At 29.6% G+C, this 25968-nt stretch carries 22 protein-coding genes and 3 pseudogenes; 6 read left to right on the forward strand and 19 right to left on the reverse strand.

Features of this window, described 5'->3' with window-relative positions; all coding sequences use genetic code 11:
* Positions 1-69: 69 nt before the first annotated feature.
* From PXD04_RS22850 to PXD04_RS22895, 12 genes and pseudogenes are all read right to left on the reverse strand, one after another.
* Entirely contained in the window at positions 70-951 is an 882-nt protein-coding gene (locus tag PXD04_RS22850) for a carboxypeptidase-like regulatory domain-containing protein (protein ID WP_323737545.1), read from the reverse strand.
* A gap of 279 nt (positions 952-1230) precedes the next feature.
* A pseudogene (locus PXD04_RS23500) lies at positions 1231-1350 on the reverse strand (hypothetical protein); the annotation flags it as partial.
* A gap of 116 nt (positions 1351-1466) precedes the next feature.
* Positions 1467-3023, reverse strand: coding sequence for a group II intron reverse transcriptase/maturase (gene ltrA, locus PXD04_RS22855; protein WP_323737546.1), 1557 nt, complete (start codon positions 3021-3023; stop codon positions 1467-1469).
* Between the two features lie 574 nt (positions 3024-3597).
* Positions 3598-5193, reverse strand: coding sequence for a hypothetical protein (locus PXD04_RS22860; protein WP_323737547.1), 1596 nt, complete (start codon positions 5191-5193; stop codon positions 3598-3600).
* A 134-nt stretch (positions 5194-5327) separates the two neighbouring features.
* Entirely contained in the window at positions 5328-5690 is a 363-nt protein-coding gene (locus tag PXD04_RS22865; RefSeq protein ID WP_323737548.1) for a cyclophilin-like fold protein, read from the reverse strand.
* A complete protein-coding gene (locus PXD04_RS22870) occupies positions 5623-5763 on the reverse strand; it encodes a hypothetical protein (protein ID WP_323737549.1) in 141 nt (46 codons plus the stop codon). The genes PXD04_RS22865 and PXD04_RS22870 overlap by 68 nt, the downstream gene beginning before the upstream one ends.
* A gap of 419 nt (positions 5764-6182) precedes the next feature.
* Positions 6183-6755, reverse strand: coding sequence for a hypothetical protein (locus PXD04_RS23505; protein WP_409988296.1), 573 nt, complete (start codon positions 6753-6755; stop codon positions 6183-6185).
* A 261-nt stretch (positions 6756-7016) separates the two neighbouring features.
* Positions 7017-7106, reverse strand: a pseudogene (locus PXD04_RS23510) (hypothetical protein); the annotation flags it as partial.
* Positions 7107-7109: 3 nt separating this feature from the next.
* Positions 7110-8063, reverse strand: a complete 954-nt coding sequence (locus PXD04_RS22880) for a hypothetical protein (RefSeq protein ID WP_323737550.1) — start codon at positions 8061-8063, stop codon at positions 7110-7112.
* Between the two features lie 272 nt (positions 8064-8335).
* On the reverse strand, positions 8336-10669 hold the full coding sequence (locus tag PXD04_RS22885) for an Ig-like domain repeat protein (RefSeq protein WP_323737551.1): 2334 nt from the start codon (positions 10667-10669) through the stop codon (positions 8336-8338).
* A gap of 700 nt (positions 10670-11369) precedes the next feature.
* A complete protein-coding gene (locus PXD04_RS22890) occupies positions 11370-11741 on the reverse strand; it encodes a VOC family protein (RefSeq protein WP_323737637.1) in 372 nt (123 codons plus the stop codon).
* A gap of 143 nt (positions 11742-11884) precedes the next feature.
* Positions 11885-12103: a hypothetical protein gene (locus PXD04_RS22895; protein WP_323737552.1), complete on the reverse strand. Its 219-nt coding sequence runs from the start codon at positions 12101-12103 to the stop codon at positions 11885-11887.
* A 164-nt stretch (positions 12104-12267) separates the two neighbouring features.
* Here PXD04_RS22895 and PXD04_RS22900 point away from each other — a divergent pair, with 164 nt between their 5' ends.
* Positions 12268-13677, forward strand: a complete 1410-nt coding sequence (locus PXD04_RS22900) for a right-handed parallel beta-helix repeat-containing protein (RefSeq protein WP_323737553.1) — start codon at positions 12268-12270, stop codon at positions 13675-13677.
* 214 nt (positions 13678-13891) lie between these two features.
* On the opposite strand, the gene PXD04_RS22905 is transcribed toward PXD04_RS22900, so the two are convergent.
* A complete protein-coding gene (locus PXD04_RS22905) occupies positions 13892-14311 on the reverse strand; it encodes a hypothetical protein (protein WP_323737554.1) in 420 nt (139 codons plus the stop codon).
* A gap of 381 nt (positions 14312-14692) precedes the next feature.
* Here PXD04_RS22905 and PXD04_RS22910 point away from each other — a divergent pair, with 381 nt between their 5' ends.
* A complete protein-coding gene (locus PXD04_RS22910) occupies positions 14693-15088 on the forward strand; it encodes an AAA family ATPase (RefSeq protein WP_323737555.1) in 396 nt (131 codons plus the stop codon).
* 46 nt (positions 15089-15134) lie between these two features.
* A complete protein-coding gene (locus PXD04_RS22915) occupies positions 15135-15407 on the forward strand; it encodes an ATP-binding protein (protein ID WP_323737556.1) in 273 nt (90 codons plus the stop codon).
* Positions 15408-15930: 523 nt separating this feature from the next.
* On the opposite strand, the gene PXD04_RS22920 is transcribed toward PXD04_RS22915, so the two are convergent.
* On the reverse strand, positions 15931-16953 hold the full coding sequence (locus PXD04_RS22920; protein WP_323737557.1) for a hypothetical protein: 1023 nt from the start codon (positions 16951-16953) through the stop codon (positions 15931-15933).
* Between the two features lie 984 nt (positions 16954-17937).
* On the opposite strand from PXD04_RS22920, the gene PXD04_RS22925 reads away from it, so the two are divergent.
* Positions 17938-18378, forward strand: coding sequence for a hypothetical protein (locus PXD04_RS22925; RefSeq protein ID WP_336470738.1), 441 nt, complete (start codon positions 17938-17940; stop codon positions 18376-18378).
* A 239-nt stretch (positions 18379-18617) separates the two neighbouring features.
* Here PXD04_RS22925 and PXD04_RS22930 read toward each other — a convergent pair whose 3' ends face one another.
* On the reverse strand, positions 18618-18770 hold the full coding sequence (locus PXD04_RS22930) for a hypothetical protein (RefSeq protein WP_323737559.1): 153 nt from the start codon (positions 18768-18770) through the stop codon (positions 18618-18620).
* 329 nt (positions 18771-19099) lie between these two features.
* On the opposite strand from PXD04_RS22930, the gene PXD04_RS22935 reads away from it, so the two are divergent.
* Both PXD04_RS22935 and PXD04_RS22940 read left to right on the forward strand, forming a co-directional pair.
* The gene (locus PXD04_RS22935; RefSeq protein ID WP_323737560.1) at positions 19100-19405 is read left to right on the forward strand and encodes a nucleotidyltransferase domain-containing protein; all 306 of its coding nucleotides are present in this window, start codon (positions 19100-19102) and stop codon (positions 19403-19405) included.
* An 83-nt stretch (positions 19406-19488) separates the two neighbouring features.
* Positions 19489-19656: pseudogene (locus PXD04_RS22940) on the forward strand (HEPN domain-containing protein); the annotation flags it as partial.
* Positions 19657-20442: 786 nt separating this feature from the next.
* Here the strand turns inward: PXD04_RS22940 and PXD04_RS22945 are convergent.
* The 4 genes from PXD04_RS22945 to PXD04_RS22960 form a co-directional block, all read right to left on the reverse strand.
* Complete coding sequence (locus PXD04_RS22945) at positions 20443-20817, reverse strand: HEPN domain-containing protein (RefSeq protein ID WP_323737561.1); 375 nt, start codon at positions 20815-20817, stop codon at positions 20443-20445.
* On the reverse strand, positions 20810-21115 hold the full coding sequence (locus tag PXD04_RS22950; RefSeq protein WP_323737562.1) for a nucleotidyltransferase domain-containing protein: 306 nt from the start codon (positions 21113-21115) through the stop codon (positions 20810-20812). The genes PXD04_RS22945 and PXD04_RS22950 overlap by 8 nt, the downstream gene beginning before the upstream one ends.
* Before the next feature lie 237 nt (positions 21116-21352).
* The gene (locus tag PXD04_RS22955) at positions 21353-23470 is read right to left on the reverse strand and encodes an Ig-like domain repeat protein (protein ID WP_323737563.1); all 2118 of its coding nucleotides are present in this window, start codon (positions 23468-23470) and stop codon (positions 21353-21355) included.
* Positions 23471-23475: 5 nt separating this feature from the next.
* Positions 23476-25878, reverse strand: coding sequence for a hypothetical protein (locus tag PXD04_RS22960; protein WP_323737564.1), 2403 nt, complete (start codon positions 25876-25878; stop codon positions 23476-23478).
* Positions 25879-25968: the final 90 nt, after the last annotated feature.

Here is a 25968-nt window from a genome sequence, read left to right on the forward strand (position 1 = left end):
AATATTCTATAAAAAAAATGATATTTATACAAATAATATCGTAAAAAATAAAAAAAATAAAATAAATGGTTATTTTACTATGAAACTAGTTTTAGTACTAGTTTTTTTATAATTGGTGCTTCCAGGGAAGGTTATTGTCACATTATTTCTTCCCTTGACTGTTGTTTTATAGTTATAAGTGTAAACACCCTGTTTGTTGGTCTTTATCTTAACTGTTTTCTTGTTAATCTTTATTTTTACTAGACTATTCATGACTGGTGATTTAAGGTTATCAGTTAATTTACCCGTTATCTTAACAGTTTTGCCCTTGGTGGTTGTGCTTATCTTGTTGACTGTTATTTTGGTTGCTCTTGCAAAGGTTTTGAATGTTGTCTTCTTGGTTATTGTCTTGTAGTACTTGTTTTCAGGATAGGTTACTGTCACTGTATTTGTTCCTACCTTGTTAGCAACTACCTTTAGAGCATATGTTCCCTTATTATTGGTTTTTACAGTATAAGTTTTAGTGTTTACTTTTATTTTTATCTTAGTGTTTTTGAGTATTGTTCCTGTCTTATCGGTTAGTTTTCCTGTGATTGTCATGTTTTCTTTGTAGGTTTTCTGTTTGATTGTGTTGATGGATATTTTTGTTGCAATTTTTGGTATTTGGAACGTGTTTGATCTTATTTGTGTGTTCGTACCTTGTAGTATGTGTATTGTGGAGGAGTCGTTTGATTTTTTCATGTTTGTATTATTTGTCATGTGGGTGTTTTTTCCTTTGTTTATTATTACTGGTCCTATTGTTTTTGCTTTGTTTTGTTTAAAAATGTTGTTTGTTATGTATGTTATTGTATTGTTTATATTGTTTGTGTATTTTCCTTCTTTCCGTATTCTTGTTGTTTCATTGAGGAATATTGCGGATCCTTTTCTGGCTTGGTTTTTGTTAAATGTATTTTTGTCAATATGTATTGTCATAAGATTTTTAGTATTTTCATATTCTAAATCGTTGTCTATGTTTATTGCTCCTCCATTGTTTGTTGCTTTGTTGTTGTTTAGTGTGGATTGTGTAATGTTTAGTTTTCCATCCCGGTTGTCTATTGCTCCTCCGTCGTGTGCGGTGTTATTGTTTATGGTAGTCTTTGTTATGGATATTTTTCCATTCCAGTTACCTATTGCTCCTCCGCCTCCATCATAATATTCTGTTCCTTCTGCTTTGTTGTTGTTTAGTGTGGATTGTGTTATGGTTAATCTTCCAGAATTACATATTGCTCCTCCGCTTCCATCATAATATTCTGTTCCTTCTGCTTTGTTGTTGTTTATTGTAGTGTTACTTATAGTTATTATTCCTAGTTCTGCAGTGTTAACTAGTCGGATAAGTCGGGAGGATTACTCTTCCCTTCTCTCCTAAGAACCGTACGTGTCCCTTTCAAGACATACGGCTCAAGCGTATTCTTTATCTCGAAATCAATTATAAATCCATGTTATTTTATTTAATTGCCTTTGTTGTAAAGACATTCAAATGGTGTTTTCTTAAAAGCTTTCCTTATGTAATCCTTATATTCAGGGTCATAAGGATTGCAATTGTATTTGATTATGTGTGCATAGTGTATATGTACCCATTTCATCTTAACAAGTTGTATGTTAGGATTTTCTGGACTAGTAAGTATATAATTATCATCATGTTTATGATAATAATCTTCTTTGAAGTACCTATCTTTAATCCAATCCCATGACTTGTTAGGATGTTGTCTACGAAGATATCGATATGTTAATTTCCAAACGTAGTCATCAATGTCGTTGAACGCTTTGTGGGCTACTGTTTGTTTCCAGTAATTGGCAGTGCCGATTATTAGACTGTTCAGTTTTCCAATTAGCTCGTCAATGTTTCCACTACTACGATATTTTAGAAACAATTCTCGTATCTTACTTTTGAGTCTTTTAATCCTGTCCTTAGCAGGTTTACTAAGCACTTTAATACCATTTTGTGTTGGGTATTCTCTGATGTTAAATCCGAGAAAATCAAAACCCTTATTTAATGGTGTTATATGTGTTTTATCCTCTGCTAATTTAAGACCACGTTCTTTGAGGTATGGTTCAATCAAAGAGTATACTTCTTCTGCATCTTCTTTTGTTCTACATAGTACTACAAAATCGTCTGCATAGCGTATCATAGCATATCTTGACTGATTACGATAAGTGAATGTGTTTCTAGCTTTTTCTTTCTTGTAGGTTACTCCTAATGCTTCATCTAGTCCTGTTAGGGCTATGTTTGCCAGTGTTGGCGAGATTATTCCACCTTGTGGCGTACCCGTATCGGTTAAATCAAACATGTCATTATGTACGTAACCTGCTTTAAGCCATTTATCTATGATATTCTTAGCAGGGAAATTTCCCAACTGCTTTAATATCCAGTCATGGTCAAGAGTATCAAAACATGACTTGAAATCACCTTCAAATACCCAAGACCGATTACCTCTTTTTGTGAATTGGTGTATGCGTGCGATTGCATGTCCTGCATTGCGCATTGGTCTAAAACCATAACTTGTTGGTTCAAAACCCACCTCTACACGTGGTTCAAGGGCAAGATTAACGACAGTCTGATACACACGATCAATGATTGTCGGTATACCCAACGGTCGCATTTTACCATTTGATTTACGAATGTAAACCCTACGCACTGGTAAAGGTTCATATTCCTTTAATTTCATAGATTTAAGCTTATAGTATAAAGCCATTCTCTCAGGATGAGACCTAAGCACCATCCCATCGATTCCAGGTGTTCTACGGCCACTATTTAAAATTGTAGCCCTTCGAATACCATACAGAATTGTGGAATCCTTATTTAACAATAATCTTTGTAATTGTTTGGCTTTACTGTATTCTTTTCTGATTTCGGCACAAGCTATATCACATTGTAACTTATAAATGCTCCGTTCAATTTTCTGCCATGGAATAGAATTCCATTCGCTAGTATAATCGGACTCATTCTGTTTAGCATCCTCCAAAATAGAATTTTGGCTCAAATCTGCATAAACATCCTTCGACATATCTCATTACACCTCTATAGTTATAATTGATATAGTTACCTGTGTTATATACACCTGCTAAAGTCAGCATTATACCACGTAGTTATTATATCCCTTTAATTTCCTACTGTCTTAACGACTATTGTGGTCATTAGCTTTCTTAGCATCCCTTACCCTACTAGGTTTAGGAACACCGGTTCACACTGTAGTCCCCCCACACGTTTAATTGTGGGTCAAAGTAGGGCTTACCAAGTTTCTCTTCTTTCAGATACGACTAACTTAGGCTCTCCCATTACGCCGACAAGCCTATGGGTTATGCTAAATGCATATGAGCAAAGTATGCATTGCCTGCTTGCAAAACAATGGGTAATGTAATATCCTTCCCCATTGCCATTGGTTACGACGCTTATAAGAGTTCATTCATCATTAGCCAATATTAGTCTTTCTCTAGCCCACACATCCATGGATATTAGGAATGTGATTAGGCGTTTACCCTCATGCAACCCACATCATCCGTTGCCAGTTGATGCAGTTTCGGGCGAGAATAGCCCACATAACTAGGCCAATAATACAACGTATAATTGTATTATACTGATTATAAAAGGGAAAGAGAATTGCTTGTCGCACTTGCTCCTCCAATGGATGCGGTATTATAGTTTAAATTACTATGAGTGATGGTTATTTTTCCATATGCTCCAGTGTTACGTATTGCTCCACCAAAATCGTGGGCTTTGTTATTATTTAGTGTGGATTGTGTTATGGTTATTTCTCCTTCGTTGTTTATTGCACCTCCTCCTGAACTGATTGGTCCTGTTGCTTTGTTGTTGTTTAATGTGCTGTTTCCTATGAATAGGTCCCCTTCGTTGTATATTGCTCCCCCTGAACTGATTGGTCCTGTTGCTTTGTTGTTGTTTATTATTGTGTTTGTAATGTTTAGTTCATCATCGTTACTTATTGCTCCACCGTCAGATGCTTCATTGTACTTTAATTTACTATTTTTTAAAAGTATTATACCATAAAAGTTGTATATAGCGCCTCCAACACCTGCATGGTTATGGTATAATTGGGAATTTGTTATAGTATTTGTTTCGTAATTTCCCTCGTTGTACAGTACGCCCCCAATATCTGCATTGTTATTGTTTAATTTACTTTGTGAAATGGTTATTTTTGCTTTGTTAACTATTGCTCCTCCATGGGGAGCGGTGTTGTTTTCTAGGGTACTGTCTGTCATGGTTAATGTTCCATCGTTGTATATTGCTCCTCCTCCTGGATAATAATCGGTTCCTTTGGCTCTGTTATTGTTTAGAGTGGAGTTGCTTATTGTTAATGTTCCATCGTTGTATATTGCTCCCCCTTTAGAATAGTTGCTTTCTTCGGCTCTGTTATTGTTTAATGTGCTGTTTCCTATGAATAGGTTCCCTTCGTTGTATATTGCTCCCCCTTCAGAAAATTTGGTTCCTTTGGCTCTGTTATTGTTTAATGTGCTGTTTATTATTGATATGTTTCCTTCGTTGTATATTGCTCCCCCTTTAGAATGTTCGGTTCCTTTGGCTCTGTTATTGTTTAATGTGCTGTTTATTATTGATATGTTTCCTTCGTTATATATGGCTCCACCTACACTTTCTTCTCCTGATACTTTATTATAGCACAGGGAGCTTCGGGTTATATTTAGTTTTCCTTTATTATATATTGCTGCACCTCTATCTGCTTGGCATTTTACTATTTTCAAGTTTTTAATATTGACAGACTGTGTTTCTCCTATTTTTAGGAATTGATATTTTTGTTGTCCGTTTATTGTTTTCCAGTTACCATTAATTGTAACCTCTTTTATTGCCTTATTAATTATAGTATTATCGGCTAGTTTTATGTCTGCTTTAATGTTAAGTGTTAATGTCTTGTATTCTCTGCTTTTCAATGTATTCTGGAGTGTTTTATAGTTATTAATGTTCACAGTTTTACTTGCACTTTTTAAGGTTCTATACTCCCTTGATTGTTTTTTTATTGTTTTGTCTACGCTCTGGGTGGTGTTTGCCTGATTATTACTGTTAATGTCTGTTGTATGGGTGGTTATTGTGTTACTTGTATCTTCATGTTTTGTTGTAGTGTTTGTTTCGGATGCACATGCTATTCCTACAAGAAGTAGTGTTAATAGGGTTAATATGATTATTTTTTTCATTGCTTTTTTTATCATAATTTTTCATTTCCTCCCATTAGTTTTGGTTAAATAATAATTAGTATATTTTTATTGCTTAAATAGTTTTCTTATTGTTTGTTTTTTGAATATTTCTAAAAAAAGTGGATAGGTGGTGGGGAGAATTATTTTTTTCAGGGGCTTTGTTCTATTGTTAGGTGTGTGTTGTTTTCCTTGAATAAGTCTATGTTATTGTCTATTATTGCAAGGGGTATGATTCCTTCAGGTATTTCCTGATGATCATCTTCATAGTATATTGCTATTGAGTTTGTAGGCTTATAGTATGCTATGTATCCTACTTCGTATGTGCTTGTACGTGGAGTATTAGCTGTTAGTGTACTGGGTAGTTCAGCATATTTTTCTCTGCCGAACAAATCTTTTAAGTCCAGTTGTAATGGTAATAACTGTAGGAATTCATCTGATGTGGGATTATTTATCATATGTGCTGTTGTTTCTTGGTTGTTTATTTTTAGTTTTATTGTTGTATTGTTTTTCAATGTTTGCTGCTGCTGTTGTGGTTAATGTTAATAATAGAAGTATTAAGATTAGTGTAATGTTAACTTTTTTCATATGGTGTTTTTCTCCAATATTTTTTTTGTATATGTGTGGTTTTATTTGTTTCTTTTAATATAATTATTTGTTTTTGAGTATAAAGGGTAATCATTGTATGTGTTTATTTATTGTTCTACTGGTTGTTTCTATGTTCTTGTGCTACATGTAATATGTTGTGCTACATTTTTTTATAGTATGGTGCCACTTATTCTTTTCGTGCTACAATTTAATACTTATAAATTATTTATTTTAGTCCGTTTATTATTTTTATGAAAAAAATATTAAACAGGCTAACATATTAAACAAATCCTGATTTCAAGAAAAGTATGAATATCTGAAAATATACTATAAAAATTATATTCAAAGCGTGTTTAACTTAAAAAAAATAGTAATAAGGTGGATTACAGTTCCACCAATAATAATAAAAGAGAATTTTTTTAGTATCCATACCAGTAGTTATATCGTTCTGTTTCACTCATTTTACAGTATGTAATATCCGCCTTAAATGGCGTGTACCCACTTATCAATGAAGTTTCTGCCCCTGTTTTATACTTTGGATTAACAGTTCTGGTGATAATGTTACCTCTGTTGTTTTTGAAATAGAATGTCACTTTAATAATTTTATTAATTGGAGGATACTCTAGACCTCTTTCATCAATCTCTGCATACACTCCCGGATTATATTGAGCATATTCAGTTTCGTAAATAGTGCAAAATGGGTCACCATTAATGAATTTTGTAACCGGATTTCTATATATTGGTAAAGTAACAACTTTGTATTTGTCTGTTACTGTAAAAGATTTTTGAACAGATGATCTGATATAGTTAACATTTCCATTGTACGATACTGTTACTTTGTTTGTTCCAGGAGTTGTTGTTTTATATTTATAAGTGTATTTTCCGTAATTGTCCGTTTTTGTCTTGTATTGTTTACCGTTGATGTTTAGTATTAGTTGTGTGTTTTTTAGTATTTTTCCTGTTTCGTCTGTGAATTTACCCGTGATTGTCACAGTATTTCCCTTGTTTACAGTTGGGATGTTGTTTATTGTTATCCTGGTTTTTTGTTGTTCTATCTTTGTTTTCTGGTTTGATTTAATGTTAATATTTACATTATTTGCTTTGTTGTATACTGCTCCGCCGTATCTGCTATATTTGTATTTTGTTGGTGTGACACTTATTTTAGTGTTTTGTCCTTTGTCACATACAAAATTGTACCTGTTACTAGCACTGTTATAATTGAATGTTCCGGTTATTATACTTGCTTTAGATTTTTGGTTGTATATTGCGCCTCCATAGGTGGCATGGTTATTGGTGAAATTACTGTTTACTCGAATAGTTCGTGCTTCGCTCTCTATGAATATTGCTCATCCTCTTGGCGCTGTATTGTTTGTGAACTTGGCTGATATTTTAATGTTCCTATTTGTGTCATAAGTTTTTTCTATTATTGCTCCGCCGTACTTGTTTGCCTTGTTATTGTTAAAGTTTGTGCCCTTTATTGTTAATGTTCCAATATTGTATAGTGCTCCACCATTTTGTGCTTTATTGTTGTTTATTTGGCTGTTACTGATTGTCATTGTTTCCTCGTTATCTATTGCACCACCATCTGTTGCTGTATTACTGTATAGTTTAGTGTTAGTTATGGTTAGTTTTCCATAATTTATTATTGCAGCACCATATTTTGCCTTGTTATTGTGTAATTTGGAATCTTTGATGATTAGGGTTGCACTATTGTGTATGGATCCTCCTGATGATTCTGCTTTATTATTGTTTAGGTTACACTTGGTTATGGTGAGTTTACCAGTATTACTTATGGCACCTCCTTCAAGTGAATAGCAGTTGATTATATTCAGATTTTTTATGGTTGCGGTGGTTCTTGATGGAATATTCAGGAATTGGTATTTCTTGTTTCCAGATATTGTTTTATCATTACCATTTATTGTAAGTTTAGTAATTTTGTCGTTTATTATTGTGTCTTCAGTTAGTTTTATGTTGGATTTTATGTTAAGGGTTAGTGTTTCATATTCATCGCTGGTTAGTGTGTCGTATAGTGTTTGGTAGTTGTTCACGTTTATTGTTTTACTTGCTTTTTTAGTTGTCTTGTTAAGGGTGTTTTGTTTTTTTATTTCTTTATTATCTTGTTTTATTTGTGTTTCCATGTTTTTTGTTATGCTTTGTTCTTTGATGTTCATAGTGTCTGTACTTGGCTGTGTATTGTGTGTTGTAGTATCTGCGGATATTTCTGTTGCACTTGCAATTCCTACAAGCAGTAACGTTAATATTAGTAGTATGAATAACTTTTTATTGATTTTGTTAATCATTATTGGTCCTCCTTTTGTATTTTATTTATTCTATATTTATTGGTTTATTATTTCTTTTAATATAATTTTATTGTTGATTTACGGTATTGGTGTATGTGTAATTAGTTAAACTGTGCTACATTTAAGTGTTTTTTATAGGCTAGAATTATGTCTTCTACAATAATTTCTTTATAGAATATAATGTTGTAACTACTTAGAAGAAATGTATTAAATAGAAATTCTAAAAAAATAAGTTAAAAAAAATGGGGGTGGGAGATTAGTTAAAATCGGATTTATTTTACTTTGAATGTGGTTTTAGCATTACTGGTCTTGTAGTTTTTGTTTCCAGGGTATATTACTGTTACTTTAATGCTTCCTTTATTGCTTGCTTTATAGTTATAAGTGTATACTCCTTTATTATTGGTTTTAGCTGTTACGGTTTTCGTGTTGATCTTGATTTTTATCTTAGTGTTTTTGAGTATTGTTCCCTTGTTGTCTGTTAGTTTACCTGTTATTTTTATTGTTTTGCCCTTGGTGGTTGTGCTTATCTTGTTGACTGTTATTTTTATTGCTCTTGCAAAGGTTTTGAATGTTGTTTTCTTGGTAACTGTCTGGTAGTACTTGTTTCCCTGGTATGTTACTGTCACAGTACTTGTTCCTACCTTGTTGGCTGTGATTATTGTTTTGTATATTCCTTTGTTGTCTGTTTTGGTGTTGTATATTTTGTTGTTTACTTTTATTTTGATTTTTGCATTTTTTATTATGTTATTGTAATTGTCTTTGAGTTTTCCTGTGATTGTTACTTTTTGTTTGTATTGTTTTTGTTTGTATGTTGGTATTGTTAGTCTGGTTTTGCTTGCAGATACTTTGAATGTGGTTTTATTTGTTGTTTTTTGGTAATCTTTGTTTCCTTTATAGGTAACTGTTATGTTATTTGTACCTATTATTGATGCTTTAATTAAATATTTATAGATTCCTTCGTTATTGGTTCTTGTGTTGAACGTTTTGTTGTTTACTTTTATTTGTATTGTGGCGTTTTTGATTAGTTTTCCATTTTTGTCTTTGAGTTTTCCCGTGATTGTTACTTTTTGTTTGTATTGTTTTTGTTTATATGTTGGTATTGTTAGTCTGGTTTCTGTTTGGTTATCATTTACTATATTGTCTGCTATGTAACAATTTTTTAATGTTTCTATTTGTCCGGGGTAGTAAGTGTTTGTAAAGTTTATATTGTTTTCTAAAGTAAGTGGAGTATTATTAACTAGAATGTTATTGTTTGTTATGGTGGAATTTATTAAATTGTTTTGTATGAATCTGTTCTGTATGATGTTGATTTTTGTTGCATTGTTGTATATTGCTGATCCGTTAAGTGCAATGTTTTTTATGAAAATGTTAGAATTAATAGAGTTTTTTGTGTAATTATGTCCAAATACTGCTATTGCTCCTCCGGATTCGTTTGCACTATTTTCTATAAAAGTATTATTTGTAATTGTCATATTGTTTGCTGTGCATACTGCACCACCATCTTTTGCACTGTTTTGATAAAAAAGATTATTTTCTAATATTAATTTATTACTGTCTACTGCACCACCAGACTCATATGCCTGATTTTTTTCGAAAGTGGAATTAATTATTTCCAAATATTTGGTATTGCATATTGCACCACCATACCATGCCCAGTTATTCTTAAATGAGCAGTTACATAGGTATAAATATTTCTCATTGTATATTGCCCCACCCATTGAATATTCATATGGAACTTGATTATTGTCAAATATTGTGTTATATATAGACATGTTGTTAAGATTTCCAATTGCTCCACCAAAATTAACAAGAGCCATGTTATTTTTGAAAATTGAATTATTGATTACTGCATTTCCCTCATTTTCTATTGCTGCGCCAGACCATGTTACCTGATTATCAATAAATGTGGTGTTATTAACTGTTAAATTAGCATGATTATAGATGGCTCCACCAATGCCCTCGTCGACCAGGTTATTGCCTAATATTGAATCATAAATGGACAGATTTCCATAATTTATGATTGCATTCATCCAAAGACTACTGTATTTTAGAGTCACGTTTTCTAATATTAATTCACCATAATTTGAGAATGCTCCATAAAAACTATCAGGTTGAAAGCCATAATTGTAGAGTTCCAGGTTTTTAATATTAACACAACTTTTATTTGAAATATTTAGAAACGAATGTTTATGATATGCGTTAAATTTTTTGTTGTTTCCATTGATAGTTAAATGGGATATTGATTCGCTGAGTGTTATTGATTCAATGAATTTAATGTCTGAATTTATGTTAATTGTTAGATTATCATACTTGTCACTTGTTAATATGTTTTTTAGTGGTTTAAAATAATTTACAGTATATGTGTTACTTTCTGTTTTATATTTTTTATTGGATTTGTTTTCTTTATTTATGGATACTTCTTCTTTCTTGGGTGTTATATTAGTATTACCTGTTTTTATAATTGTTTTATCGTTCAGTGCTACTTTTTTTTGTGTTGTATCAGTATTGCTTGTATCATTGGATACTTTTGTTGCATTTACTGCACTGGTTAGTATTACTGTAACTAATAACAACAATAAAATGGTTTTAATATGTTTGTTATTCATTTTAATCAACTAATTTTCTTTATATACTATAATATATAATGTTTAGTTTTATATAATAATTTATGTCTGTTTATGATGTTATTATCGTTATGTATTAATGTTTTTTCTTTGAAATGACTTGTGATTTAGGTAGTATTCATGTTATTGGGTATTGGTTGTATTTGATAATGGGGTATTTGTTTGGTGATTTTGGTTTTGTGTTGTTTTTTTATGATTATATTTTTTTGTCTATTTTTTGTGCTACAGTTATATTTTGTGCTACAATATGGTTAAAAATGGTGTGCTACATATATATTTCGTAGCACATTTTTAATATTTTGTGCTACTTTATTGTTTTGTGCTACACTTTTTTCTTCAAAATTATTTTTCCCTTACCGTTGGTAGTGAAAAATTATATAATATTGATTTTTATTATATTTTTTGTGCTACACCTGTTAATGTGTGCTACATATTTATGTGCTACATTTATTCTTTGTGCTACATTTTTTTCTATTATATTCTAAAATTTTAGTCTGTTTAAAATTTTATATTAAAAATTTAAAAACAGCCTTCCATCACTACTGTCTTCGTTAAATTAGGTATAGTTATCTGTGTAATTTTTGTTAATATGAAAATATGAAATAATTAATATATGAAAATAAAATAAGATTTTATTTTACAATATAAAAAAAATTAGTATTGTTAGGATTATTTTTATTCTTTATTTTCTTTGCATTACTTCAATTTGGTATCCGTCCGGATCTGTTAGGAAGTAATATTCTTTTACTCCTTCGGTTAATCCTTTGAATGGTCCTACAGTATAACCCTTTTTCAGGTGTTCTTCTCGTGCTTGTTCCAGGTCATCCACGTAAACTGCTATGTGACCATAGCCTGTTCCTATATCGTATGGTTTTTCTGGATCATAATTGTATGTTAGTTCTAGTTCAAAGTCTGATTCTCCATCTTTCAGGTATACTAGTGTGAATTTTCCTTCTGGTTTTTCTACTCGTCTTGATTCTTTCATGCCTAGTGCTTCAGCATAGAATTTCAGTGAACGTTCTAGGTCATATACTCTTATCATTTCATGTACCATTTTACAATGTACCAATTTTATCACCCATTATTTTTTTTGTATTATATACTATTTTTTTGTGTACAATCTTATACATCTTTTGTCCGTGTATTACTGTTTTGTATATATCTATTTATATGATATGACGTAATTATTATCTGTATTCAGTTTCTTCTTTGTCGTAATTCTTCTACTGACCTGTAGTGTCCTTTTCTTCTCTCGTTTAATTCATTTTTATCTATAATTCCCAGTTCAAATTCTTTTAAATCATTAGCATATTGTAGTTCTACATAATTTAGGTTCAGGTCACGATGTAAATCCCAGATATGACTCACATGGTCTAATATTTCTCTTAATACATATTCGTCGCTTCCACCAAACATAACTAATATCCTCCTATAATATATCTGTTTGTCTTTTATTCTTTCTATTATTATAGTATAATTATGAATAAACTATTTGATAGAACATTAATAATATGAAAAGTATATATCTTAATACTTAGAAAGATTTAAATTAAGAAATAAGGATTTAAGGGGGATTAAAAATGAAATATAGAAATATATTAACATTGTTAGTAATTTTGTCATTAATAATTTTAATTCTACCATCATTTTCTGCAAAAGATGAAGCAAATAATGATAAAACAGGCACTAACCCTATAATGGATGCTATAGATGAAACAATGACAAATATAAATAATTTCTTCAACGCTGGTGGCGATGAAACAATTGATGTTCATAGTTATAAGGAATTAGCAAAGGTTATAGCTAATAAAACAAAAGAAAAAAGCGAGAAAACCTATGTAATTAACTTACAAGATGGTGATTATAATATCACGAAAAAAATATATTGTGGAAGCAGGGATGTATCCTTCAAAATTAATGGTAACGGCCATACTATTGATGGAAACGGGAACAAACAGTTCATGGATGTTAAGGGAAACTTAGAAATTAATAATTTAAGAATAATAAACACAAAGAATCAGACTAATGAATCTGGGGCTATTTGTATGGTTTCCAGTTCTGATTTGAAAATAGATAACTGTACCTTTGAAAACAATCATGGAGACATTAAGGGTGGAGCAATTACCAGTCGTGGAAAGACTACTATTACTAACACAGTGTTTGTTAACAATACCTGTGAATTGACTGGTGGAGCCATATGGAGTACTGGTGAGTATGGTGGAACTTTAATACTTAAGAACAATACCTTTAGACAAAATAATGCAAATGCAAAGAATGATCATGAAAGAACTTCAGTAGTATACATGGTATCTAAGGGAAATAATGTTATTGAAAACAATGTCTTCGAGAACAATACTGGTAGATGTATACATTCCTTCATGTACACTAGCTCTAAGGTAGTGAATAATACTTTCCGGAACAATAATTTAACCTTTAAGGAAGTAATTCGTGGAGGAGTAATTGATAATTATGAATCTGATATCACTATTCAGGATAATATTTTCATCAATGATAATACTAATGGTGAACTTAGGGGTGGATTATTATATCATGAAGTTGGACATTTAGATTTTATAAATAATACTATTTGTGATACTCATACTCAGACTGGTCATATTACTAATGAAACGTGTAGTAAGGGTGGATTAATCTTTAATCGTAATGCTACTGCAAATATTGAGGAAAATACTTTTAATAATACGGTGAATGCTAACCTCACTTGGGGTGGTGTTATATATAATAATATAGGTAATATTTCACTTAAAAATAATCAGTTCATAAATAGGGTGAATGGTGAGCATATTAAGGGTATGGCTATTTATAATGATGTGAATGCTAAGACCTTAATATCTGGTGACAAGTTTGAAACTAAGTATAATGGTTCTATTGATACTGAAAATCAGGAGAATAAGTTTATTTATAATTCTGATGTTATAAACAGTGAAGGGCCGGGTACTAGGGGAATAACTGAATATGAGGATGTTTCCTAGTAAACATTTTTTTTCTCTCCCACGCATTTTTTTTCAGCTATTTTTTTTTGGATAGAATTTATTTAATCAATATATTTATTTAGAAGAAGTACGGGGTTTTTATTTATTATTAAGGTTTATACACTTCTAATTGGAATATAATCAGTATGATTCTAAAAAAAAATATTGTTGAAGGGGGAGGTGAAAAAATGAATAAAACTAAATATAATTAATCTTATTTAGTTAATGCAGTGTTTATATCAGTTACTATCTGATCTACTGTGTTTTGAGAGATTTCTGTAACTTGTGCAGTAGCAGTTGCATTACTTGCTAAATAATTATCGTCACCGGTAAAGTTAGCAGAAATATTATATTCTCCAGGTACTAAAACACATACTAATACTGGTTCACTGGTGGTGTTTACTGTGAATGTTTTATTTGCTGCACCAGTTTGAACAAATACTGATACTGTTTTGTTTTCTACAGATTTGTTTGAACTTTGTAGATCTACAAATACTGAACCGTTTGATGTACTATTTATGTCTAATGTTGTTTCTTGTTTTAAAAAATCAAACCATCCTGCACTTACGGTACTGACACAACCAAGTACCATTAATGCTAATACGGATGCGATGATTATCTTTTTCATATTCATAAATTAATCACCTTAATACGTAATTAATAATTATTTATATGTGGATGGAATATAAATATTTTGTTGATAAAGTTTCTATTATTTTTAAAAAATAGGGTGTACAAGTTTTTCATACAGAAAAACATTTGGCTAATATCTGTTCTTAAAGATTTAAAATCTTTTATGAAACTACTATTGATATAAAAAATATTCTTAACATATTACTATTATAATCATATATTTTATTAGTTGTAATTCAAAAACTTTTAAAAAATAAAAGTTTATTGTTTCAATTTAAAAAACTTCACATTTTTATGGATTTTATTAGTTGCAATTTAAAAACTTTAATAAATATAATATTTATATAATATATATAATTATCTTATGTGTGGATGTTCGATTATGGTTAAAAGATTTACATACCTTAATAAACTAGATAAATTAAGGGATACGGAAGAAATTAAAATAATAACAGGAGTTAGACGATCTGGTAAAACACACCTTCTCAAAGAATACATGAAAAAATTAAATAAAGAGGGCATACCTGAAGAAAATATAATTTATATTTCTTTTGAATCAAATAGATATAATCATATCAAGGACGGTATATCTTTAAATAAGTGGGTCTATGAAAAAACAGAGAATGTGGATGGAAAAGTTTATTTATTCTTTGATGAAGTCCATAAAGTTAGTAATTGGGAAGAAAGTATTAATGGTTACAGGGTTGATTATGATGCAGATATTTATGTTACTGGATCATATGGGCATAGATCAGGGATTTTATTATCTATTCAATGATGAATACAAAAGAAACACTGGCTTTTTAATGGAGAATATTGTTTACTTGGAATTAATAAAAAGAAAATTCAATATTACTATAGGAAAAATTAATAATTTAGAAGTAGATTTTGTATGTAAACGACCTGGTAAAACGTTCTATGTTCAAGTATCTGAGAGTATAAATGATCCTGTAATTAGAAAACGTGAATTCACATCACTAGAAAAAATTAAAGATAACTATCCTAAATATATTATTACTACTGATCAGATTAATTATTCTCACAATGGTATAATACATTTGAATATACTTGAATTTCTTAAAAAAGAAAACATATGAATTTGAAGTTTTCAAATATTGACTAGTAACTATTATGTTATTGAATTTATGTTACTAATTAAAATTTGTAGCACATTATTTTTTTGTGCTACTATTCATTTTTTATATTTTGTTAGTTTATGTTTTTGAATGTGTTTGATGTATATGTACTTGTTTATTTTCATGAGTTTTGACATGTCATAAAGAAATATTCAATAAAATTAGTTACATAAAAGATAGTTTAGGGATATGTATTGAAAAGAGAAATAAATTAATCTTAATTATTGTTAATAGTTATTCCTGTTTCTATTGCTTATTTTGAAATTTCTGTTTATTTGCATGATTTGGAAGAAAAAAACATTCTATGAATGAATTAATAATTAGAGATATTGAAAATAAATCGGGATATTGAAGATACTAAATTAAATAATCATACAAGTCTTTTAATTAAAGATGTGAAAGATAATAATTCAAAAACTTTTTATATCTAAAAATTGGTAAAAATAGAAAAAGGGAGGATAATAGAAATTTAGTGGTATTTGATTTAAGTTATATGTTTTTTAAATAAAATATATTTATAATATCCTCCATTTCTAACTAAAACACGTTTAAATATATTACCTGTGGTTCTTTCATGAATATAAATATTTCTATGAGTACCGAGATATTCATAATCTGGTTCACCAAACCAGTTACGGCGGATATTTATTTTTTCACCGAATATTGTTTTTCCTACTTTTTTATGATATTTAATTTTTATATTTTTAGTCACTGATTTCATGACTTTATTATTTTTTAGATATTCCATTTTTAATTTGTAGTTACCTGAGTTATTGGGCATCTTGTATGTTATTGTTAATAATCCATTTTTGAAGTGTTTAGTTGATATTGTTTTTCCATTAAGTTTGATTCTGACCGTACCGGAGGATATTCTTGTATTTTTATCTAGGATTTTTACTGTTGCTTTAATTTTTTGATTTGGATTAATTGTTGAGGGTGCTGTTAGTGTCATAGAATATCTTGGTTTAATTTTAATTTCACCTGTATCTATGGCTGTTCCGTCAGAACCATAGTAATATACTTCATATTTGCATGTTCCATAATCTGTGAAGGTAACTCCAAATTTTGTAGTTTTTGATGCTTTCTTTGAATCAATAAAGTCATTACCTGAATATAAATATACATATCCTGTATCAGTATATGGATTGAAACCGGATAATTTAACTACTATGTTGGTTTTTTTACTATAAACTACTTTTGAAGCAACTGTGACATCCACGTGTCCGGAGTATGTTTTTTCTTTTTTTGTTTGATTGTTGATTGAATTTTTATTTATCTGTTTTTTAGAACTATTATCTTTCAGTTTTTTATTGGTAATTGGGTTATTGTCTGTATTGATTTTTTTTTCAAGGTTTTCTGTCTTTACTATTATTGGATTTTTTGTGGTTTTTACTATTTTTGTATTTTCTATTTTACTATCATTAATTTTTGTTGCATTAACTATGCCTAGAAGCATTATGGTTATAGCAAGTAGTAATAATAGTTTTGTTATTTTATGGTTTTTCACCTTATTTGCCCCCTATTCCTTCTTATTATTATTTATAGTGTTATTTTTTTGTTTATAAAAACTTTTACATTGAATAAATAATTTTAAGGGTATGGTTTTATTGGTTGTTTAGTTAGTATTGGTATTATTTTCCTTTAATTATCATTTATGGGGGTTTTTTAATTTTTTAGTTTTATTTTTTTTATTTTTAAGATTAAATTGGGCTTATTTTGTGTTTATTCTTTTAATTTTTTATTTTTGTTATAAACTGTTTTATTATTTTTTTATTGTTGTTTTTTTGTCTGGTTTATTTGGTTATGTGTTAAATGACTTATTTTTTGATAGGTTTATATATGGGTTTTATTATATATTTACATAGTATTGATTTTGTTTTAGAAAGTTCAGATTTCATGATATAACTCATTTTATTTTTTTAATCATGCTGGGATATTTGTTTAATAAGTTTGAGGGCATAACTAGAAATTTTTTTTTAGTTTGTAGCACATTGTTTTTTGTGCTACTTTTTTATTTTTTATTTTTTGTTAGTTTATGTTTTTGGATGTGTTTGATGTATATGTATTTGTTTATTTTTCATGAGTTTTAATATTTTTTTTAGTGATGTTTTGTGTCTTAGGATATTTTGGTGTTTTGGGTGATAATCTTTTTGGGTATGTTTGTTTTTTTGTGGCACGTTTGTTTTTTGTGCTACTTTTAATATTTTGTATTTAAATTATCTTTTTGAAAGTAGTTGATGTATATGTTGTAATTGATTTTTTAGTATAAATTACATTATCTTTGTTTGATATTATCATATACTATTAATTACATAAAGTTATTTAGTGATAGTTTATGGAAAAGAGAAATAAGTTGATAATTATAGTTTTGTTAATTATTTTCATTGTTCCCGTGGCATATTTCGGATTTTCTTATTATGAGGAGCAAACATTCTATAATGGAATTAAAGAGATTAGTGATATTGAAAATAAGAGTGATGCTGCAGGTGATGTGGTACGGAACATGACTTCTCCCTCTACGGGTGATGTTAAACAGTTTGAGATTGACGCGATTAATACTACTTCTACTGAGATTTTGATGTTGCAGGATTTGAAATCTAAGGTGTTTAAAGAGGAGTTTGTTGATTTCATTGATATTCAGATAAATCGTTTGAATAGTGAAAATAGAACGTATACTGCAATGTTGGAACAAGCTAATGTTTATGAACAGTATAAAAATGGTCAATTGGGTGCTTCAAGGGCTTTGTCTTTAATTGAAGATAAAAATGATGAGATTGGTTCTTATGCTAATAGGACTGGTAGTTATAAGGTTGATGCTGATTCGTTTTTAAGTGTTCATACTGATATGAAGAAACGTTTTAGTGAATTGGGTATTGATGAAGATTTCTTGTATGATCAAATTGAAGAGGTTAAAACGGAATATATAAAATGATACATTATTTTTGTAGCACATTATTTTTGTGTGCTACAGTTTTATTCTTTTTTTGTGGCACAATGTCGTGTTTTGTGGTACATTGTTCTTAGTAGTCTTATTATTCATTTGGTGTCTATGCTTACTTTGTGTAATATAGTCAGTAATTTTTTCCTGCTAGTTTCATGAGTTATTGAGTATGACTTATTTGTTTTTTGAATTCCCCCCCCCATTGGTTGTTGATTATTAGTTCTTTATTTTTAATTGTGTATGGTTTTAGTTACCTGTTTATTTTCGGTAAATCGTTTGTCTCTTGTTAGGTGATTTATTGTATATTTGATCCAGTATGTGTATATTTGTGGATATCTGAATGGTATTGTGAAGTGTTGCAATACTTCTTCTAGTTCAGGCACTTCTACTTTGATGGAGGTAGTTTACTAGTTCTGCTCTTAGGCTACTATCAGCATGTGGAAGTTAAGGGTCTTCTATTCATAGATGATATCCATGTATATGTAGTTTATATTATTAAATCCTAATTTTTGAATGTTTTCATTTATTTGTAGTATTATTTGTTTGGTTTCATCCAAGTAGTGAGAACATCTTCTTTGGTTTTGCTTGTGCATATGGGGATGAATCGTCTTTTGCATCAAATCTATTAGATGAAAGGGAAATATGTTTTAGTAATCATTTAACAAATAATTATATAAATAATTTTATAATAAATAATTAAATAGGTGAAACTATGAATAAACGAGTTGCGATTGCCCAAAAATTTGCTAAAAGTCTAGCATCTGATAAGATTAAAACTATTATTTTGTTTGGATCTGTTGCACGTGGTGAAGATACTGAATTATCAGATATAGATTTACTAATTGTTACAGATTATTGGGAAGAATTGGATAATGAAATTTCAAAACTGGTTGGTAGAGTTATGATTGAAGAAGATGAATTAATATCAACTCATATCATGGATACCTATCATTTTAACACAACACAAGATTATTCATTTTTATCTAATGTATTAAGAGAAGGTGTTATCCTTGTCTGAAATTAGAAGACTTTTTCTAAAAGGCTGAAAATAAACTTATAGCAAGTAAAGGGTTATATGAAATGGATTAATATTCAACTGCCGTTAGTACCTGTTATTATGCAATGTTTCTATGTGCAAAAGCCTTGCTAATAAATAGAGATATTGCTACTGGAAAAACACATAACGGATTAATGCATAAATTCAATGATGAATTTGTACATAAAGACAATTTTAATCAGGAAATATATGCTTACTTTGCAAGTACTTAATATTTAAGAGAAGAAGCAGATTATACTGCCTTTGATACTACACATATTATTGCTAAAAAGGATTGAACAAGCTGAAATATTTGTAAACGAATGTTAATGATTTATATAACCTTCATTAAAAACTGAAGAAAAATTCTTGTTCATAGTATTCTATTTAATATAATTTAAGATAAATTGTATGTTGGAGAAATAAAAATTTAAATCTACTTTTTTTCATTTTTTTCTTCAAGTTTTATCAGAGGTATATTTTTAGTTCGTTATAGTCTTCTATAACGAAGTAAAAAACACACAAAAAACATAGCACAAAAAAAATATAATCAAGCACATGAAAAGCAATTTCTACTTCAATAAATTAAACTAATTATCAAAAAAATTTACCGCTTAACAAGCAAGTATAAACTATAGTAAATCCGTATAACTCAACAATTACGCATACTTCAAATTAAAAATCATAGAAACAATTAACAGCATCTTATAAATATTTATTATAGTAATAATTCTTTGTCACACCTTCCTTAGCCGAAACAAATTAGTATAATGTTCATATAATAATAGATATTTTTGATAAAAAAATACATTTATATAATATGAATAATGCAGTCATTAAAATTGACTAAAATAGTAAACCGTCATTACAAAAATCAGAAAAAAGAAAATACAAAATAGAAGAAGGAATACTCTCAAAACTAATCACACACTTGAAAAACAAATTTTACCAACAGTTACCTCAAATGTTAAAAATTGAAAAAAGATAATTTCATAATATAAGATTAGATATATATAGAATTAAAAAAATTTTTCACATTCTTTTATGAAATCTTCACATTCTTTCATTTTTTCGAATGCAATTTCTTGAGTAATATAATCTCTTGCTTCATAATCTATTGTTTGTCTAAGATCTTGTGTTCTAGCAAAATTTTTAAAAATATTCTTATTAAAATTTTCTTTTAGAACAAAAATTTGGTTAATACCATCAATTATTCTTTTTTGTTTTCCAGTTACGTAATCTCTTGTTAATAGTAATGCCTTTGCTATTAGAAGCATAGCATAAAAAAATTGAGTTACTGACTCGCTATAATATCCATTTTCATATAATAGTTTTCCAGAATCAAGTTTTCGTTGTGCTTTAATTTTATAATCATTTATTTCTTGTTCATCCAAGTATAATCCCTTCATTTCTTATATTGGTTAAAAAAGAATAATTTTTTGTTTCCTCATAGTGTTTTTCACTTATTACATGTGCTGATATTAATTCTCTGTATTTTGTTATAATATTATATTTTTCTTCAGAAATTTTATCTTCTAGATTTTCTTGATTGTTAGAAATTATTAATATGTCTATATCTGAGTCGTCATTATCTTCGCCTCTTGCAACTGATCCAAAAAGTATTATCCTTTTAATTTCATTATTTTTAATATTATTTGCAAATTCTTGAGCAATTCTTAGACGTTTATCCATAATAACACTCTCTTGTATTTATTATGTATCTGATATTATAAATATTTAATAATGGTTTGACCCCATGTTGACATTTAGTATTGAAAAATGTTTATTATTAATAAAATCACTAGTTTGAACTAAAATATGCTTGATAAGAAGAGAATATAATATATATTCTATAAAATATGATTAAAGAAAAAAAGGGGGTTAAATGTGGGAGGTTATGATGCTTATATTATTATACAGGTAATAATCTTAAGCTTTTATGATCTTTGTAGTTTCCGTTCTGCCTCCAAGGTAAGCCTGTCTATCACCAGTAACAAGCATTACCTTTTTAACAGTGATTGACGTATTTACTTGTATACCCTTAAGGTTTACTACTCCGTTTTTAACACTCCAGTATTTTACTTTACCAGTTGCCGGATTAATATAGGATTTACCATTAATTTTAAGGGCAACATTATTTGATCCGATGATCTTATTGCATTTGAAGTCTTTGATTGTTGCCTGTACATTTAACACGTTTTTACTGTTAATGCTTGTCCGAGTTATATTGATTTTCACCGGTTTTCTCTCTACATTGAATGTTGCATCGTCTTTTGTGTCTGGATAGTATATGTCACTTATGAGTACTGCTTCTACCTTGTAGTCACGTATTGACCCGTCCTTATTGATTCCACCCATACCTGCTGGTACAGTGTACTTGTAGGTTGCAGTATTGTTAACCACTTTTACTTGCAGGTTCTTTCCTGTCTTGTCTTTTATTGTTTTACCGTTTACTTTGAAAATTACTTTGGTATTTGTGCTCATTGCTGTAGTGTTATTGGTGTTTGGTGTTGTGTCGGCTAGTTTTGCCGTGAATGTTATCTTATTGTATTGTTGCTGTGTTTTTGGTGTTGTGGTTAATGTTAGTTTAGCGTTTCGTTTCTTGATCTGGGCAGTTACTGTGCTGCTTTTTGCTTCTTTGTATTTGTATGTTCCACTATATGCTGCTGTTAGGTTTTTAGTGTTTCTTATGTAGAGGTCTGCTTTGATTGTGTATGTTACTAGTCCGTTTACTACTTTGAATTTCATTGCTGGTGCTTTGCTGTCAAATCTGCCATCATTTCTTAGTGTTTTACCGTTGAGTTTGAATACCAGGTTTCCTCCATTTACAGGATTTCCGTTTTGGTCTCTTAGACGTGCTGTTAGTTTTATGTTTTCACCTATTATTCCATTGACAGGACTTAATGTTATTGTGACATTGATTTTGTTCACTATTACTGTGAGTGTGCTTTCTGATTTTGTATATTGACTGTTTCCTTCATAGATTATGTTTATTGGTTGTGTAGTGTTCATATTTACTGGTATTGTTGCTTTTCCATTATTATCTGTTTTTGCTTGTCCTAGTATTGTTTTGTTTGTTGTCAGTACTTTTACTGTTGCATTTTTTATCGGATTTCTTATCTGGTTTTCTAGTTTTACGTTTATTGTTGTGTTTCCTACGGTGTTTCCTTTTTGTTCTCCGGTTATTACTGTTGTACGTTCTAGTTTGTCTAGTTCTTGTGATAGTTTGTTTATTTCATCCTCTAATTTCTTATTGTTTTCTTTCAGGTCTTGTATTGTCTTGTTTAAGTTATTTATGGTTTCTTCTTTGTCTTGTATTGTCTTAGTTAGATTGTTTATACTTATCTTCTGTTCTTCTACTGTGTTATTTAAGTTTTTAATTGTCTTATTAAGGTCGTTTATTGTCTTGGTTAGATTACTTATGGTTTTTTCTTTGTCCTGTATTGTCTTGTTTAGGTCTTGTATGCTTTTATTCAGTTCTTCTATGATTTTTGGGTAGTCAGGTATTACTGTTACTGGAATTGTTTTAGTGCTTCCCATGATATCGTCTGTGTCTTTTATCGTTACTGTTATTTTCGTGTTTCCTTCTGTTATTGTAGGATCAGTTATTATGAGTTTTCCATTTTTGTCTGTGCTGGTTTTAATGCTTGTCTTGTTTGGTAGTGTTACTTCTACTTCATGGTCTTTTAATGGTCTTGAATATTCATCAAATGCTCTTATTTCTACTGTCACATTTCCTTTTGTATTGTTTGTTATTGTTGCTGTAATGTCTGTTTTTATTTTTTCTATTGTGACTTTTATATTGTCTTTTGTTGTGTTATAAATGTTTTTATGGCCATTGTATGTTGCTTTTAGGTTGTGTTCTCCTTCTTTTAAGGTAGTTATAGTGAATGTTGCCTTACCGTTATTTACGGATGCTTGACTGATAACTTTGCCATTATTGTCTGTTAGTGTTATGTTTCCACCATTTACTGGTTTGTTATCTATTTCGTCATTGATTGTTAGGATAATTGTTGTGTTCACTGTTTTATTGTTTTCTATAGTCATGCCACTTATTTTGTTGGTAATATTGTTACAGTATATTGTGCTTGTGCTTGACTTTCATCGTATTGTTCACTTCCCTGGAATGTTGCTGTAATGTTCATCCGAGCAGCATATGGGTATGTTTGATTAAATTTAATAATACCATTTGAGAGTACTGCTGGATATTCCTTATCATTGTTGATTTTTATCCATACAATATTTTCGCCTTTTATGTATTCGTTGTTGCTGTCCTTTAATGTTATGGTAACTTCTTTGGTCTGATTAATAAGGGCAGTGCCATCAACGATTACTTCTAATTTAGAAATATGATAATCTGGTAATATTTCCTTAGATTCTCGTGTAGCATAGTATTTTTCTTGACCTGCATATTCTATGTTAAGTTTGTAACCAGTTTTTGGAAGTGCTGGTAATATGATTTTAATACCAGTACTTATTGTTGTAGTATTTGTATTAGCAATTATTGTGTTGCCATCTGCATCGGTGACATTATAGGTTATTGTTTCTCCTACAACTTTTTGTTCAGTTAAATTTTCATATAATTCTATGCTGACTGTTGCATTTTTTCCTTCCATTGTATGGTTGTCTACACTTACCTGTATGTGTGTTCCTACCTGATTTATTGTAAGTGTTTTTTCTTCATTTTTTGATGAATTATAGTATGTTGTTTCATTGTATTCATTGTGTTCTGCTATTACTTTTAGTTTACCCGGTATATCGTTTATGGTATACTCTGTTATTGGATAATAAAATATGATCTGACCATTAGTGTCTGTTTTATTCTTTCCTTTAAGATCATACTTTTCTTCATTTATTATTATGCTTATTTCATGGCCTTCTAATGCTTTTATCTGGTCATCTACTAAAGTAACAGTTATTTTAAGGTTATCACCAATATCTACTTTACTGTTAGGGCTTAACTCGAGTGATAGGTATGTTGGGATAATTTTGTGTATTGTAAAATTATATCGTCCATTTTGATAGTTGTTTCCTTCACCCACATATTCTAATACGATAACATTATCTTTTACTGATAAGTTACTGTTTTCAATTTCTACAATACTATTACCGTATTGAATCATGGCTTTTGTATCAATATTATCTGATTTAACAGTATAGTAGCCAGTGTTTACAGTTGTGTTATATATTGTTCTTAAAGTAACATTGACTGGGTAGTTGAATGTCATATTAGTAGTTGTTGTGATGTTTTGAACGTTGTCTCCAGTAATATTTACATCTAAATAGTTGTCAATATATGTGTTTCCATGAATATCAAGACTGACACTTTCACTGGCATCACTAAATAGCATGTCACGGGTTTTATCTGTGTTGTTAATGAATATGTTGTCTTTTATGATTACAGTTTTACTGTTTGCTATATTTATTACATAGCCTGTTGGGTTAGTTACTCGATTGTTTGTTATGTTGGAATCTGTTATGATTAGGTTTCCTCCAGTGTTTAGTATTGCTCCACCATTCCTATTTGCTGTGTTGTTGTCTAGTATTGATTGTGTTATGATTAAATTTCCATGATTTTCTATTGCTCCACCATCATAAGTAATTGCATGACAGTTTGATATGTTGGAATTTGTAATGATTAGATTACTGGTACTGTGTGAGTTAATTATTACCCCACCAATTAATGCATCACTATTCTTTATCGTACTTTGTGTTATGCTTATGTTTCCATTGTTAATTATTGATCCTGCAAAGCTAGCATCATTGTTATCTAATGTACAGTTATATACTAGCATATTTCCGGAGTTATCTATTGCTCCTCCATTATGGTGTGCAGTGTTGTTTATTAGTATGCTTTCTGTTATGTTAACGTTTCCAGCATAGTTTATTAGTGCTCCACCATTTTCTGTAACTGTGTTATTGAAAAGTATTGTTTTTGTAATGGTTAAGTTTCCATGATTTTCTATTGCTCCACTATCGTTGGCCCTACAGTTGGTTATTGTTATGTTATTGATGTTTACTATAGTTCCGGAGGGAATACTTATGAATTGCCATTGTTCATCTCCGTTGATTGTTTTATTGTTTCCGTTAATGTTTAATGTTTTTATTGTATTGTTTATTGTTGTTGTACCTTCTAGTATTATGTTGTTTTCTATGTTAATTGTTACTTCGGTTGATGTGTCGCTTGTTAATGTTTCGTGTAATGTGGTGTAGTTGTTTATGCTTATGGGTGCTGTTTTTGTGTTTTGTGTTGTGTTTTTTTTATTTATAATCTTGTTTTCTTTCTCGGTTTGTTTTACTTCTGTACTTGTTACTACTTTTTCTGGATTGTGTGTGGTTATTTCTATCGTGTTTGTTGTTTCGCTTGTTGTGTTGTTAGTGGCACTTACTATACTAATACTTAGAAATAATAGCAGTACTGTTAGTACTAGGAAATGTTTCCATTTTATCATCATATTTATCAGTTTTTATGATATTTTATTATTTTTATCTAGGTTTCTTTAATTATTATATTATAATAATATTTTTCATTAGAATCCGTTTTC

Origin of the sequence: Methanosphaera sp. ISO3-F5 (assembly GCF_034480035.2) — an archaeon.
Lineage (GTDB): Archaea > Methanobacteriota > Methanobacteria > Methanobacteriales > Methanobacteriaceae > Methanosphaera.

Excerpts from the sequence above, each read along its gene's own strand:
- PXD04_RS22850 (WP_323737545.1), bottom strand. The coding sequence starts at position 951 with ATGACAATACATATTGACAAAAATACATTTAACAAAAACCAAGCCAGA.
- ltrA (WP_323737546.1), bottom strand. The coding sequence starts at position 3,023 with ATGTCGAAGGATGTTTATGCAGATTTGAGCCAAAATTCTATTTTGGAG.
- PXD04_RS22860 (WP_323737547.1), bottom strand. The coding sequence starts at position 5,193 with ATGATAAAAAAAGCAATGAAAAAAATAATCATATTAACCCTATTAACA.
- PXD04_RS22870 (WP_323737549.1), bottom strand. The coding sequence starts at position 5,763 with ATGAAAAAAGTTAACATTACACTAATCTTAATACTTCTATTATTAACA.
- PXD04_RS22880 (WP_323737550.1), bottom strand. The coding sequence starts at position 8,063 with ATGATTAACAAAATCAATAAAAAGTTATTCATACTACTAATATTAACG.
- PXD04_RS22885 (WP_323737551.1), bottom strand. The coding sequence starts at position 10,669 with ATGAATAACAAACATATTAAAACCATTTTATTGTTGTTATTAGTTACA.
- PXD04_RS22890 (WP_323737637.1), bottom strand. The coding sequence starts at position 11,741 with ATGGTACATGAAATGATAAGAGTATATGACCTAGAACGTTCACTGAAA.
- PXD04_RS22895 (WP_323737552.1), bottom strand. The coding sequence starts at position 12,103 with ATGTTTGGTGGAAGCGACGAATATGTATTAAGAGAAATATTAGACCAT.
- PXD04_RS22900 (WP_323737553.1), top strand. The coding sequence starts at position 12,268 with ATGAAATATAGAAATATATTAACATTGTTAGTAATTTTGTCATTAATA.
- PXD04_RS22905 (WP_323737554.1), bottom strand. The coding sequence starts at position 14,311 with ATGAATATGAAAAAGATAATCATCGCATCCGTATTAGCATTAATGGTA.
- PXD04_RS22910 (WP_323737555.1), top strand. The coding sequence starts at position 14,693 with ATGGTTAAAAGATTTACATACCTTAATAAACTAGATAAATTAAGGGAT.
- PXD04_RS22935 (WP_323737560.1), top strand. The coding sequence starts at position 19,100 with ATGAATAAACGAGTTGCGATTGCCCAAAAATTTGCTAAAAGTCTAGCA.
- PXD04_RS22950 (WP_323737562.1), bottom strand. The coding sequence starts at position 21,115 with ATGGATAAACGTCTAAGAATTGCTCAAGAATTTGCAAATAATATTAAA.
- PXD04_RS22955 (WP_323737563.1), bottom strand. The coding sequence starts at position 23,470 with ATGACTATAGAAAACAATAAAACAGTGAACACAACAATTATCCTAACA.
- PXD04_RS22960 (WP_323737564.1), bottom strand. The coding sequence starts at position 25,878 with ATGATGATAAAATGGAAACATTTCCTAGTACTAACAGTACTGCTATTA.